14 protein-coding genes and 4 tRNA genes are annotated in these 13,440 nt (G+C 44.9%); all 18 read left to right on the top strand.

Annotated features, from left to right (window positions below):
* The first annotated feature begins 37 nt into the window (after positions 1–37).
* Complete coding sequence (locus tag NI462_RS11170; protein ID WP_004278633.1) at positions 38–778, top strand: LytR/AlgR family response regulator transcription factor; 741 nt, start codon at positions 38–40, stop codon at positions 776–778.
* Positions 779–886: 108 nt separating this feature from the next.
* Positions 887–1,810: a hydroxymethylbilane synthase gene (gene hemC / locus NI462_RS11165; protein ID WP_253160619.1), complete on the top strand. Its 924-nt coding sequence runs from the start codon at positions 887–889 to the stop codon at positions 1,808–1,810.
* The gene (locus NI462_RS11160; protein WP_253160617.1) at positions 1,810–2,589 is read left to right on the top strand and encodes a uroporphyrinogen-III synthase; all 780 of its coding nucleotides are present in this window, start codon (positions 1,810–1,812) and stop codon (positions 2,587–2,589) included. Before hemC ends, NI462_RS11160 begins: the two co-directional genes overlap by 1 nt.
* Complete coding sequence (locus tag NI462_RS11155; RefSeq protein WP_253160615.1) at positions 2,586–3,425, top strand: hypothetical protein; 840 nt, start codon at positions 2,586–2,588, stop codon at positions 3,423–3,425. The genes NI462_RS11160 and NI462_RS11155 overlap by 4 nt, the downstream gene beginning before the upstream one ends.
* Positions 3,426–3,431: 6 nt before the next feature.
* Positions 3,432–4,625, top strand: coding sequence for a heme biosynthesis protein HemY (locus NI462_RS11150; protein WP_253160614.1), 1,194 nt, complete (start codon positions 3,432–3,434; stop codon positions 4,623–4,625).
* Between the two features lie 8 nt (positions 4,626–4,633).
* Positions 4,634–5,062: an acyl-CoA thioesterase gene (locus NI462_RS11145; RefSeq protein WP_253100001.1), complete on the top strand. Its 429-nt coding sequence runs from the start codon at positions 4,634–4,636 to the stop codon at positions 5,060–5,062.
* A 141-nt stretch (positions 5,063–5,203) separates the two neighbouring features.
* Positions 5,204–5,530: an H-NS histone family protein gene (locus NI462_RS11140; RefSeq protein ID WP_253160660.1), complete on the top strand. Its 327-nt coding sequence runs from the start codon at positions 5,204–5,206 to the stop codon at positions 5,528–5,530.
* Positions 5,531–5,712: 182 nt separating this feature from the next.
* Positions 5,713–6,456 carry a type II secretion system protein N gene (gspN, locus tag NI462_RS11135; RefSeq protein ID WP_253160611.1) on the top strand — a complete coding sequence of 248 codons (744 nt, stop codon included), beginning with the start codon at positions 5,713–5,715 and terminating at the stop codon, positions 6,454–6,456.
* Complete coding sequence (locus NI462_RS11130; protein ID WP_253160658.1) at positions 6,456–7,310, top strand: type II secretion system protein N; 855 nt, start codon at positions 6,456–6,458, stop codon at positions 7,308–7,310. Before gspN ends, NI462_RS11130 begins: the two co-directional genes overlap by 1 nt.
* Positions 7,311–7,348: 38 nt before the next feature.
* On the top strand, positions 7,349–9,610 hold the full coding sequence (gene gspD / locus NI462_RS11125; protein WP_253160610.1) for a type II secretion system secretin GspD: 2,262 nt from the start codon (positions 7,349–7,351) through the stop codon (positions 9,608–9,610).
* Between the two features lie 62 nt (positions 9,611–9,672).
* A complete protein-coding gene (locus NI462_RS11120; protein ID WP_071852110.1) occupies positions 9,673–10,332 on the top strand; it encodes an FHA domain-containing protein in 660 nt (219 codons plus the stop codon).
* A 78-nt stretch (positions 10,333–10,410) separates the two neighbouring features.
* Entirely contained in the window at positions 10,411–11,079 is a 669-nt protein-coding gene (gene gph / locus NI462_RS11115) for a phosphoglycolate phosphatase (protein ID WP_004278622.1), read from the top strand.
* Between the two features lie 107 nt (positions 11,080–11,186).
* Complete coding sequence (gene trpE / locus NI462_RS11110; protein ID WP_253160608.1) at positions 11,187–12,680, top strand: anthranilate synthase component I; 1,494 nt, start codon at positions 11,187–11,189, stop codon at positions 12,678–12,680.
* A 98-nt stretch (positions 12,681–12,778) separates the two neighbouring features.
* A tRNA-Thr gene (locus tag NI462_RS11105) sits at positions 12,779–12,854 on the top strand.
* A gap of 56 nt (positions 12,855–12,910) precedes the next feature.
* Positions 12,911–12,994 (top strand) — tRNA-Tyr (locus NI462_RS11100).
* Positions 12,995–13,032: 38 nt separating this feature from the next.
* Positions 13,033–13,108 (top strand) — tRNA-Gly (locus NI462_RS11095).
* Positions 13,109–13,125: 17 nt separating this feature from the next.
* Positions 13,126–13,200 (top strand) — tRNA-Thr (locus NI462_RS11090).
* Positions 13,201–13,350: 150 nt separating this feature from the next.
* The coding region (locus NI462_RS11085; protein WP_072292276.1) for a GTP-binding protein at positions 13,351–13,440 on the top strand (90 nt) is incomplete at its 3' end.

Genomic DNA, 13,440 nt, shown 5'->3' with positions numbered 1-13,440 from the left:
CATTCATCTGATGATGTTAACTGGGTAAGGAGGAGAAATGGACATCCTGATTTGTGATGATGAGCCTTTGGCCGTCGAGCGTTTATCACGTTTGGTCTCTCAACTGGGGCATGATGTGGTGGCGACAGCAAGCCATGGCCGTCAAGCGATTGATCTGGCTCACCAATACGAACCCGATGTCATCCTATTAGATATTCAAATGCCTGAAATGAACGGACTGGCTTGTGCGCAACATTTGCGTCAACTGGATCCAATGCCGGCCATTGTCTTTTGTACGGCCTATGACCAACATGCGCTGGATGCATTTAAATCAAATGCCGAAGGCTACTTGCTTAAACCGGTGATGCAACAGGAATTGGCACAGGTTTTAGAGCACTTAACTAAACTTACCCAAGCTCAAATGAGCCAACTAAAACAAAAAGAAAATATGGACGAAATCAATATCAGCCGCCAGCAGATTGCGGCAAAGACCTATCGTGGTGTCGAATTGGTGCCAGTTGAAAATATCTATTATTTTCTGGCGGATCAGAAATATGTCACTGTGCGTCATAAAAACGGCAGTGTATTGATTGATGAAACCTTAAAGGAGTTAGAGCAGGAGTTTGGGAACCAGTTTATCCGGATTCATCGTAATGCCTTGATCTCGGTGCATTATCTGGATGGTCTGGAAGTGGTGAGTTCTGGTCAGTATCAGGTACGTTGTCGTGAGCTGGACGATCGTTTGGCGGTTAGTCGGCGACATTTACCGTTTTTACGAGATCGGATTCAAAAGCTTTAGCAGGGGATGAATGAGAGCATTGAGTTGAAACTTATATAAATTCACTTGCATTTTCAAGTGAGCAGGTTAAGTTTAGACTATTGTTCTCATTTACTGTTATTGAAATTTATGAAGACCCTAAAAATTGCAACTCGACAAAGTCCACTTGCGCTTTGGCAAGCGGAACACATCCGTGCGCGCCTACAAGATTTGCACGCTGGTTTGCAGGTCGAGTTAGTCACTTTTGTTACACAGGGCGATAAAATTCTAGATACACCACTGGCTAAAATTGGTGGAAAAGGACTGTTTGTAAAAGAATTAGAAGCCGCTTTACTGGATGGTCGTGCAGATCTGGCTGTGCATTCCATGAAAGATGTCCCGATGGCCTTGCCCGAAGGTCTGAGTCTGGCAGTGATCTGTGAACGTGAAGATCCCTTAGATGCCTTTGTGTCGAATACCTACACTAGTTTTGAAGAATTGCCACAAGGCGCCAAAGTCGGAACCTCAAGCTTGCGCCGTAAAACCCAGATTTTAAAACAGCGTCCAGATCTGGATATTATCGATTTACGCGGTAATGTCGGCACACGCTTGTCCAAACTGGATGCTGGTCAGTATGATGCGATTATTCTGGCCAGTGCCGGTTTAAAACGCTTGGGTCTGGCAGAACGCATTCGTCATACTCTGACGCCTGAAGTCAGTCTGCCGGCCGTGGGTCAAGGTGCGCTAGGTTTGGAATGCCGTACTCATGATCAGGCAGTGCTGGACTTGATTCAGCCACTCCTGCATGCAGATACAGATGCATGCGTACGTGCTGAACGTGCTTTTAATGCCTATCTGGAAGGCGGCTGTCAGGTGCCGATTGCCGGTTATGCCACGCTCAAAGAGGGTGTGATTTCAATCGAAGGTCGTGTCGGCAGTGTTGATGGAGCGGTTTTGCTCCGGGCACAGCACACTGGGAAAACGGCAGATGCAGAGCAATTGGGTGTGAAGCTGGCAAAAGACTTGCTTGATCAAGGTGCTGGCGAGTTGCTGAAAGCACTCTATTCACACTGATGTTATTGATTAATACTCGCCCCAGTGACCGTGCTGCAGGCTTGACCCAGCAGTTACAGGCAGCGCAAGTGTCTGTTTTAGAATTGCCCTTGCTCGAACTGCATGCCATGCCTTATTCCGATGAGCTGTCGAGTTTGTATCAGCAGCTGGAGCAGGCACAGATTATTGTGGTGGTCAGTCCGACGGCCGCCCAGATTGGCATGCAATATTTACAACAGGCGGGAGTCGCGCTCTCGACTTTGGCACAGGTGCATTGGGTGGCAGTGGGCAAAGCCACTGAACAGGCATTGGCGAGCTACGGCATTCATAGTCATGTGCCTGAGGTCGAAACCTCGGAAGGCATGCTGCAATTGCCTGTGTTGAAGCAACTGGCTTCTGGCTCAGGTGTAGCCTTCTGGCGCGGAGAAGGCGGTCGTCAATTTATGATGGATCATTTACGTGCCAGCAATATTAAAGTTTTAAACTTTATTTTGTACCGGCGGCAATGTCCTGAAACGACGGCAACGATTTTGGCAGAGAACTTGTCGCTGCTTAAGAGGCAGCAGCGTTTTGCAGTTCTGATCACTAGTGAGGCAAGCTGGTTAAACTGGCTGGCAATTATGCAGGATAGTGCAGAGTTCATACAGCAAGCCTGTTATTTGGTTTTGGGGCCACGTTTGGCCACTATTCTTGGGGAATATCAACAGCAGCATCAGGCAAGTTTTCAATTCGTACAAGTCGATGATTTAGAGGCAAATACGATCTTGCAGAAAATGAGGCTGATATTAGGGAACGCATGAAGAAACTATTCATTGTAGTGTTCATCTTGAGTATGGCGTGGCTCATCAAGCTTAGCTATGACTTTCATGTTCTGAATACAGCACAGACTGAATTCAATCAAAGCATCAATCAGTTACAGCAGCAAAATGCCAATCTCAATGATCAGTTCGTGGCTTTAAAACGCCAGATTTCTGCTCAGCAGGAAAGTGCTAGGGCTACTTCAGCAAAAGCGCCAGTAAGTGAAGCGGTAGCTAATGAAACACAGAATGATATTGCCTTAGTACAGCAACATCTGGATCTGATCGAATTTGCACTGCAACAGCAACAATACGCCACTGCGATTGAGAAATTAAATCAGTTATCCAATGAGCTGGATGATTATATTTTAGTGCCTGCCTTGGTCAGTAGTTTGCAGCAAGTAATTGCAAAAGATCAGGACATGCTGAAAAAATTCGTGAACAGCCGATTAGTGCAGCAAAATAAAGTAAAAGAAGTTTTGGTGCAGATGGATACTGAAATTGAAAAAGAAATTCAGACACCATATCGTCAGCGTCCAGAAACTCAACGCTCTTTCTGGCAGCGCTGGGTTCAGATTGAATCCGCAGATCAGCCAAGCACAGTCTTGATGCAACGGCATCTGGTACTGAAAGAGGCCCAGTTGCGCTTGCTCATCGCACAGAATACCTTGCAAAAAGACCAATCCGTCGCTTTTCAACAAGCACTGAATGCCGTGATTGAAGTCCTGGAACAATTGCCGGATACACAGAGCCAAAAATGGATTCAGCAATTGAATCAAATCAAGGCCACCCCGACTACTCCGATTCCATTATTAAACACACGCACCCTAGTGGGCTAATTGCTTATGAAACAGATTCTGCTGGCCTATTTATTTGTCTGCTTACTTGGCATTGCGGGGCTGAGTATCCTGAGTTATGGACATGGGGCTGGCTATGTCTATCTGTATTGGCGCGAGTGGCAGTTACAAACTACCCTCTGGTTTTTGGCCGCATCCATGGTCAGTGTAAGTTTTTTGATGCATTGCATCTGGTATGCCGTCAAGCAGTATCGCAGCCGTGAACAGCGTAAAACTGAAACAGTCTTTAGTTTTTCCCGCTTGCACCCTTATGAACAACTGGCCGTGATCTGGTTATTAAACGCTGCGCAGGATCAGCGGGATTTTATTCAGCAGTCTTTTACTAAGTCGGGTTTACTTAAACATATTATTGATGCACGTTTATCTTGGGGGCAACAACAATATACCCATGCATTAACTGCTTTAAATCAGTCCAATCCCATGGCATTTGAATTGGCAGAATTGCAACGGATTGAAATTTATTTATCACAACAGCAAGGTGAACAAGCACTTACCCATTTAGAGTTTTTAAATCAGCATGAATTATCGCCTTGGTTAATACAGGTTAAAACAGCCTATGAGCAGCGTCTTGTCGTATTATGGGGGGTATTCGCCATGCAGTTTCCCTGGTTATATTTACGCTCGACTCAATATGGACATTTAGACCAAGAAGTAAAAAAATCATGGCTGGAGCAATTATTACTGGCCTATGACCAAGCCACACAGGACGATTTATTTTATTTACAGCAACGTTATTTAGATTTAAAACCTCAGATATTTGATCGTGACTATTCAGTCAAATTATTATGGTTGAAATTATTATTTAGAATGCCAGAAATGAGTGCCGAGCATGAAGTGCTTGCGATTCATTTAATGGAACAGCAATTTAATCAGGATGTCTTTTATTTGTGGTTCCAGCAACAGTTATTGCGGCAAAATCCAGATTATGATGCGATTGCACAACAGATTTCATACTGGGAAGCCAAATATCCAGCATTGCCGATTTTAAGCTTTGCGAAATGGCATGTGTTGCAAGCTACAGGCTATACAGATCAAGCCCAGCAACTGCTCGACTTATATCCGGATGATATCCGGATGAGTTATTTAAGAATTAAAGCTGCCTTACAAGATCGGGAGGACTTGCTACAGCAGTTAAATGCAGTATTTGAATCGAATGTAAACTTTATAGAAATTAAGACTTGAGCATAATGATGTCAGAATTAAAACAATATCCAGTTATTTATGAACAAACAGTTGCATGGGGCGATATGGATGCCTTTGGACATGTCAATAATGCCATGTATTACCGTTATGTCGAAAGTGCACGTCTAGCTTATTTAACCCAATTAGAAATTCTCTCTGAATCGGTATCTACCGTAGTGGCATCCAATCAGTGCCGTTATTTAAAACCCGTGGTTTTTCCTGATCATTTAAAAGTGGCAGCACGTATTGAAGAAATCCGTAATATTGCATTCAGAATGCAATATCTATTATGGAGTGAAAAACAGCAAAGTATTGTCGCCACTTCAGAAGCAGTTATTGTCTGTGTCGATAAAAAGACCATGCAGAAAACAGAAATTCCGGAACATATTCGCGAAAAAATCAAAGCACTTGAATTAAGCGTTCAACATGAAATTTAAAAATGAATGAAGCATTTTATTTTGTAATTTTTTTTAAACTTTATTGTTATTGCTTTAAGGTTTTATATTGAATGTTTTATTTAATATAAATATGATGGGGCTATTATTTAACAAAATGAATAATATTATTTTTCGGAGAGCATTATGCCAGATATTACGCATTTATCAGTAGAAGAGTTAAAACGTTTACAAGCAGAAGCAGAATCACTGATTGCTTCAAAAAAAGATCAAGAGATTGAAGATGCTTATCAGCAAATCTTGGCAGTTGCCGAGAAAGTTGGTATGACGGTTGAACAGTTACTTGAATTTGGTGCGTCTAAGCGTAAGAAATCATCACGTAAGTCGGTTGAGCCGCGTTACCGTAGCAAAAGCAATCCGGAAGATACCTGGACTGGCCGTGGTAAACAACCGCGCTGGTTAGTGGCAGAATTGGAAAAAGGCGCAAAGCTGGACGATTTCCTGATCTAAGCCTCAATTTGATCTGGTCATTAGGCTGTCATACAGGCAGTCTAAGATGATTAAACCAAGCATACCTGCTTGGTTTTTTTATATCTATGAATTGGCGTTGACAGAAAAGTGTGCATAATGTGTAAGTATAAGGGAAAAATTATAAATGGGGATTTGGACTTGAGCGATTGGTCGTGGTGGAGATGAGCAGTAAACCGAAAACTTTAAGATGGTTGATCCTTGCTCTTGTTGCATTTTTTATTTTTGTCGTATTACAAGTGCCAGCGGCCTGGTTAATTTCAAAATTTTATAAAAATAACCAGACTTTGCATAATGTAAACGGAAATATCTGGCAGGGAAGTGCGGACTGGAAAAAAGGCAATCTTCGGGGCAGTCTGAACTGGAAGGTACGGCCGCTGGATTTGCTGTTGCTGCGAGTTGGAGCACATGTAGATTTGCATAGTGGCAATACCCAGCTTTCCGGGATCATGGCTTATGGTCTAAATAAGTTTTTGATTGTCAAAAATCTTGAAGGGCAGGTCGCGCCTGAAACTCTAAAAAAACTTGCAGACTGGCAATGGCCGAGTACTGCGATTCAGTTTAAAGATCTGGATTTTAAATATAAAAAAGAACAGGGCTTCAGTCAGGTGGCCGGGCAAATGCAATGGGCGGGTGGTGAGCTGGTTTATACCTTTGCTCAGCGTCAGGAAAGCATGAATGTACCTGCCATGACTGGACAACTCGCAGATGAAAGCGGACAGCTGTTAATTGATGTTCGGGATAGTCGCGATCAACGCATGCTGAATATCAAGCTTGATCCGAGTCTGATGCTGGATATCCAGCTCACCCAGCGCTTTTTAATGAATGCACCTTCTTATGAAGGTAAAGCCGGATTAGATACCTATGTGATCAGTACCCGCCAACCCTTAATGGGAGGCTTGAATTGATGATAGTTTCTCTGAATGATTTAAAAAATATTGAACTGAAACAGCTCAATCGTGCTGCACCTGTGGTTTTGTTACTGCTCATCCTGTATCTATGCTGGAAGCTGGCGGCTTTGTTCTGGTTGCTGATAGCTCCACCACAAGCCATGCAGCTGGATCGGGTTGAACTGGGTTCGCAACAGACACAAATTCCGAATATCAGTGCATTTTCGCTGTTTCAGGAAGCTGGGCAGTCTGCGGGTGTGGTTGAAACGGCCAATATCATTTTACAAGGGGTGGTGGTCGCCAGTCCAAGTTATAATTCTTCTGCGGTACTGAAAATTAATGATCAGGTCGATCGTTACCGTGTCGGGGAAATGCTGGCTAATAGCGGTTTTGAGTTGGCTGAAGTGTATTGGGATCGGGTTATTTTGCGTCGATCTACAGGTGCTACTCAGGAAGTCTTATTCAAAGGTCTGGAAAATGGCTTGAATCAGCCGATTGTGCCGGAAACATCAGCATCTTCAAGTTCAATGCCTGCTATACCTTCTAACAGTGGTATGCCTGAGCAGCCTTCGCCACAGAATGAAATTGGTCGGGCCATCCAGCAGATGCAGGAAAACAAGGACCAGTATTTACAGAATATGGGGGTGAGTGCAGCAGATGGTAGTTATGAAGTGACTTCACGCACACCGGCTGCATTGCGTAATCGCCTGGGTTTAAGACCGGGCGACCGGATTTTGTCTTTAAATGGCCAGACGCTGAGCCAGGGACAGACCGAAGCACAATTACTGGAACAGGCCCGACGTGAAGGTCAGGTCAAACTCGAAATAAAACGTGGTGATCAGGTGATGACCATACAACAAGATTTGAAGTGATGTGTCATCACGCATAGGGTTAGGAAACACGAAAGTTTATGGCTTTATTTAATAATAATCGATCAGCATGGGCATTCTGTGTGGCCGCACCGTTAATAGCTATGGTCAGTACGGCGAGTTATGCACAAACCTGGAAAATCAACCTTCGAGATGCTGACTTAACTGCATTCATTAATGAAGTGGCCGACATTACCGGCAAAAACTTTGCAGTCGATCCGCGGGTACGTGGTAACGTAACAGTCATCTCCAATAAAGCCCTGAATAAAAATGAAGTCTATGACCTGTTTTTAGGCGTGCTGAATGTGAATGGTGTGGTGGCGATTCCATCGGGTAATACCATCAAGCTGGTTCCGGACAGCAATGTCAAAAGCTCAGGCATTCCCTATGATGCCAGAAGCCGTGCCAGTGGTGACCAGATTGTGACCCGGGTGTTGTGGCTGGAAAATACCAATCCGAATGACCTGATTCCTGCATTGCGTCCCTTGATGCCGCAGTTTGCACATCTGGCGGCAGTACCGGGCACTAATGCCTTAATTGTGTCGGATCGCGCCAGCAATATTTACCAGTTGGAAACCATTATTCGCAATCTGGATGGCACTGGTCAGAATGACATTGAAGCGGTCAGCTTACAATCGAGTCAAGCCGAAGAAATGATTGGACTGATCGAGTCCATGACTGCAACCGGTGGAGCTAAAGATGTCCGCGGTTCGCGAGTGCGGGTGATTGCAGATACTCGTACTAACCGGATCATCATTAAAGGTGATCCCACGACGCGCAAACGGGTGCGTCAAGTAATCGAAACTCTGGATGTACCGGCTGCGGATCGTTTGGGTGGATTAAAAGTTTTTCGTCTGAAATATGCCAGCGCTAAAAATCTTGCGGAAATCTTGCAGGGTTTGGTAAGCGGGCAGGCGGTGAACAGTAATTCAAATTCGAGTAGTACATCCTCGAACTCGTCTTCACTCAGTTCTGGCAATAATTTAAATAACAACAATACGACTACCGGTTCGAGTAGCAACACCTCTTCAGGCATTCAGCTGAATACAGGCATGAATAACGAGCAGGGCGGAATTACCAGTTTTAATGGCAATGGCGTCAGTATTATTGCCGATACCACACAAAATTCTCTGGTGGTGAAAGCTGATCCGCAACTGATGCGGGAAATTGAATCAGCAATTGACCAGCTGGATATCCGTCGTCAACAGGTGCTTATCGAAGCCGCGATTATTGAAGTGGAAGGAACCGATGCGGATCAACTCGGTGTGCAATGGGCCTTGGGTGATATCAGTAGTGGTATTGGACTGGTGAACTTCGATAATTTTGGGGCTAGCCTGAAAAATATTGCGGCCGGTTATCTGACGGGTGGTGGTGCAGGTGCTGCAAGTGCCGTGGGCGCGGGCAGTTCACTGGTACTCGGTGATTATCGTGAAGGCAGTGATGGTTCCCGTCGTCTGTATGGCGCGATGATTCAGGCACTCAAAGAAACCACTAAATCCAATCTGTTGTCTACGCCGTCAATTGTGACTATGGACAATGAAGAAGCTTATATTGTGGTGGGTGAAAACGTACCCTTTGTTACCGGTTCGGTGTCCACAGGTGCTGCTGGAGTTGCTAATCCCTATACCACCATTGAACGTAAGGATGTCGGGGTCACTTTAAAGGTGGTCCCGCATATTGGCGAAGACGGTACGGTACGCCTGGAAGTCGAACAGGAAGTTTCTGATGTCAAAGCCAGTAAAGGGCAGGCGCAGGATCTGGTGACTAGCAAGCGAGCGATCAAAACCTCAATTCTGGCCGAACATGGACAAACCATTGTCCTTGGCGGTCTGATTTCGGATAACACCAGTTATGGGCGTCAGGCTGTACCTGGTCTGGGTGCGATTCCAGGCTTGGGACGTTTATTCCGTTCAGAAGGTAAGTCCAATCAGAAGCGTAACTTATTGATCTTTATCCATCCAACTATTGTGGGGGATAAAAATGCAGTGCGTAAACTGACCCAGCAACGCTATAGTCAGCTATATAGTCTGCAACTCGCACTTGATTCAGACGGGAACTTTGCCAAATTGCCAGAAAGTGTTGAAGATGTATATCAACAGCGCATTCCGGTATCCAGAACGCCATTGCAAAACTCGACCTATCAAACTGTGCCGACCGCACCCGTTCAGGCGCAACCAGCCAATGTAGTCGTTACGCCGGTAGCAATAGAACCAGTGATTCAGCGACAAGTGGTAGAACCCGTTCAGCAGGTAGAAAAAAGTAAAAATACCGTTACAACAACCACACTTAGACCCAAAAGCTAGGTCATTCGCATTTGCAGACAGCATGTTATGATAATGTCAAAGAGAACAGAGAAGTAACTTTCATGACTTGGAAAATACACGCGATTACAGGCGACTTAACAGGACAGGAAATTAGCATTGACCGTGACATGCTGGTAGGGCGTCATCAGGCTGCGGATATCGTGTTACAGGCTGCGGAAATCTCCCGTAAACATGCGGCATTTTTACTGAAAGATGATGCGCTCTGGGTGCAGGATTTGGGTTCATCGAATGGCACTTTCGTCAATGATGTACAGATTGCGCAGGAAACCTTATTAAAACAGGATGACATTGTTCAGTTTGCCAGCTTGAAATTTTCAGTACTGGCACCTGTGGCTGCAGTTGAAGTTCCAGCAGAAATTGAAGCAACGGCAGAAAAAGTCGTGGAACAGGTCGAAGTCGCTGAGCCTACACCTGCGCAGCAAATGAATGATCAGGGAATGCCGGAACTGAAACATCGTGATGCTTCGGTGCAATTAACCCGTGATGGCATGCCAACCAATGTCGGTATTCCAAAACCGGCACCTATTCCGGAAGGCGTGGACATTAGTGCGGTGAAACCAGAGCCTACCCCAATTCCGGTTGAGCAACCTGTATCACGCGTAGAACAGAAAAAAGAAACCCAGAAAAATGTATCTGTTGGTTTGATTTCAGTGATTGTGCTGATTATTTTAGCAATTATGGCTTGGTTGTTGTTCAAATAAGCCGATGATTGGTTACAATCAAGGCATGCATAGCGCATGCCTTTTTTGTGGCTGCGCACATTATAAAAGAGGGTCGGGATGTCTATTGCACAATTAGAAAAGCGTGAACTGATCTTGTTTGATCTGGATGGTACCTTGGTGGATTCAGCACATGATCTGTATCGCGCCATGAATATGAGCCTGAATGTGCTGCAATTGCCTCTGGTGACTGAAGAGCAGGTACGGACCTGGGTAGGTAAGGGCACGTCGATATTCTGTGAGAGTGTATTGCAGCATCTGGTGGGTGAAGTCACACCGGTACAGCATCAAGAGCTCTTAAACACTTTTCTGGATATCTATAATGTCGATCCATGTGTTGATACCGTTCCTTTTCCGGGAATCCTGAAATTTCTGGACTGGGCCAAAGCTCAAGGTAAAACCCTGATTTGTGTGACCAATAAGCCTGAACTTCCTGCCCGCAGTATTTTAGATACCTTGGATATGGCTCATTATTTTGCCGATACCATTGGTGGTGACCGTTTTACTGAACGTAAACCGCATCCGCGCCAGTTGCTGCACTGTGTCGAACATTATGGCGTAAGTAAAGAACAGGTTTTGCTTATTGGAGATTCTTCCAATGATGTCGAAGCTGCGCGCCGCGCCGGGATTGATTGTGTTGTAGTCAGCTATGGCTATAATCATGGTGAAAATATTGCAGATTGTCAGCCACAGCAGATTGTGGATGATCTTAGAGAATTACTTGCCTAATACGCATACTAAGGAAAGAAAATGAATAGTTGTAAGGTTTTTCGATGGCGTCGCTCAGTTCAATTCTATTTACATACTGAGTAACCCTAATTTAAAGAGAAAACCGCATGACCACTCAAGCACAATTCCAAGAACTTGCTGCGCAAGGCTATAACCTCATTCCTGTTTATCGTCAGCGTCTGGCGGATACCGATACACCACTTTCTATTTTTGCTCGGCTCAAACAGCATCAGCAGGCTTATTTATTCGAGTCTGTAGAAGGGGGAGAGAACTGGGCACGTTATTCGATTATCGGATTAGGTGAATCTACCGTATTTTCCTGCAATGCAGGCGAACTGACTGTACAGTATGCAGATGCTTCAATTGAAAAACAGCACTGTGCTGATCCATTTCAATATATCCGTGATTTTCAGGCGCAATTTAAGGTGCCTACCCAGGTAGAATTGCCGGACTTGCCGAGTTTTACTGGTGGATTAGTTGGTTACTTTGGTTACGACGCTGTGCGTTATATCGAGCCGAAGTTAAAAAATGTGCCTGAAGCAGATCCGGTTGGTTTACCCGATATCTGGATGATGCTGTCTAAAACCGTCATCGTGTTTGATAATTTAAAAGATACCTTGTTCCTGATCGTACATGCTGATGCCACTGCTCCGGGTTCTTATGAAAAAGCACATGAACAATTAAATGAATTAGAAAATATTCTGGCCACGCCCATCAGTCTTAAAGCTGAAAAACATAGTCCGCCACATTTCGAGTCCCTCACCGGACATGACAACTTCATTGCCTCGGTAGAAAAAGTCAAAGAGTATATTCGTGCTGGCGATGTAATGCAGGTCGTACCCGGGCACCGTATGGTGTCTGACTTCGATGGGGATCCTCTACAGGTGTATCGTGCGCTGCGTCATCTCAATCCATCGCCGTATTTGTTCCTGGTGCAAGGGCAGACCTTGCGAAACAACACGCCATTCCATATTGTCGGTTCTTCTCCTGAAATTCTGTCCCGTCTGGAAAATGGTATTGCCACCGTACGACCGCTTGCAGGTACCCGTCCACGTGGTAAAACCAAAGAAGAAGATCTGGCACTTGAGCAAGACTTATTATCCGATGAAAAAGAAATTGCCGAACATGTCATGCTGATTGACTTGGGGCGTAATGATGTGGGACGCATCGCAAAAATTGGCAAAGTGCAGGTGACTGATCAAATGGTGATCGAACGTTATTCGCATGTGATGCATATTGTCTCCAATGTGCAGGGTGAAGTGCGTGATGATGTCGATGCCCTGGATGTTTTTAAGGCAACTTTCCCTGCAGGCACACTTTCAGGTGCGCCAAAAATCCGTGCCATGGAAATTATTGACGAAGTTGAACCGGTAAAACGTGGAATTTTCGGTGGTGCTGTTGGTTATTTAGGCTGGCATGGTGAAATGGACATGTCGATTGCGATTCGTACCTGTGTCATTCGCGAAAATAAGGTCTATGTGCAGGCCGGAGCAGGGCTAGTTGCCGACTCAAATCCTGAATCTGAGTGGAATGAAACCCAAATAAAAGCTCGCGCAGTGATCAAAGCGGTTGAATTATCATCAAATGGTTTGATTTTATGAGTTTTTGACGTTTTTTTTGAAAAAAACACTTGCAAGGATTCTGAGTTTTGCTAAACTGCACACCGTTCCGATACGAAACGTACGAAACACTAAGAAACGCCGGCATAGCTCAGTTGGTAGAGCAACTGACTTGTAATCAGTAGGTCCACAGTTCGAATCCGTGTGCCGGCACCATCTTAGAAGTTTGGTAGTGTGAAGTAAAGAACAGCACTGATGTAAGTGTAAAAAATGGTGAGGTTCCCGAGCGGTCAAAGGGGGCGGACTGTAACTCCGCTACGAAAGTTTCGAAGGTTCGAATCCTTCCCTCACCACCAATTTTAAGACTTCAATAAGTGGTTTGTACCAACATCGTGCGGGAGTAGCTCAGTTGGTAGAGCGGTAGCCTTCCAAGCTACATGTCGCGAGTTCGACCCTCGTCTCCCGCTCCATTGAAGTACTAATATTTGCTCTTATAGCTCAGTGGTAGAGCACTCCCTTGGTAAGGGAGAGGTCTCGAGTTCAAATCTCGATAAGAGCTCCAGATTACAGTTTAGCAACTTTGTTGCAAAGAAATTCCAAAAGCAGGCTATTTAGTCTGCTTTTCAAGTATTTGGTGTTCGGTTTTTTTAAACGATATGTCGGAGCTGGGTTTTACTCAGAATTGTGTTCGACGTAAACGAGGAAGATTAACATGGCTAAGGCTAAGTTTGAACGTAATAAGCCACACGTTAACGTGGGCACAATTGGTCACGTTGACCATGGTAAAACAACTTTAACAGCT

Source organism: Acinetobacter lwoffii, assembly GCF_024129715.1.
Classification (GTDB): domain Bacteria; phylum Pseudomonadota; class Gammaproteobacteria; order Pseudomonadales; family Moraxellaceae; genus Acinetobacter; species Acinetobacter lwoffii_U.
Note: the sequence above shows the minus strand (reverse complement) of the source record. Positions and strands in the feature narration are given on the sequence as shown.

Coding starts and splice junctions, on each gene's coding strand:
- NI462_RS11130 (WP_253160658.1), top strand. CDS start 6,456: ATGATAGTTTCTCTGAATGATTTAAAAAATATTGAACTGAAACAGCTC.
- NI462_RS11160 (WP_253160617.1), top strand. CDS start 1,810: ATGTTATTGATTAATACTCGCCCCAGTGACCGTGCTGCAGGCTTGACC.
- trpE (WP_253160608.1), top strand. CDS start 11,187: ATGACCACTCAAGCACAATTCCAAGAACTTGCTGCGCAAGGCTATAAC.
- gspD (WP_253160610.1), top strand. CDS start 7,349: ATGGCTTTATTTAATAATAATCGATCAGCATGGGCATTCTGTGTGGCC.
- NI462_RS11120 (WP_071852110.1), top strand. CDS start 9,673: ATGACTTGGAAAATACACGCGATTACAGGCGACTTAACAGGACAGGAA.
- NI462_RS11145 (WP_253100001.1), top strand. CDS start 4,634: ATGTCAGAATTAAAACAATATCCAGTTATTTATGAACAAACAGTTGCA.
- NI462_RS11155 (WP_253160615.1), top strand. CDS start 2,586: ATGAAGAAACTATTCATTGTAGTGTTCATCTTGAGTATGGCGTGGCTC.
- gspN (WP_253160611.1), top strand. CDS start 5,713: ATGAGCAGTAAACCGAAAACTTTAAGATGGTTGATCCTTGCTCTTGTT.
- NI462_RS11150 (WP_253160614.1), top strand. CDS start 3,432: ATGAAACAGATTCTGCTGGCCTATTTATTTGTCTGCTTACTTGGCATT.
- gph (WP_004278622.1), top strand. CDS start 10,411: ATGTCTATTGCACAATTAGAAAAGCGTGAACTGATCTTGTTTGATCTG.
- NI462_RS11170 (WP_004278633.1), top strand. CDS start 38: ATGGACATCCTGATTTGTGATGATGAGCCTTTGGCCGTCGAGCGTTTA.
- hemC (WP_253160619.1), top strand. CDS start 887: ATGAAGACCCTAAAAATTGCAACTCGACAAAGTCCACTTGCGCTTTGG.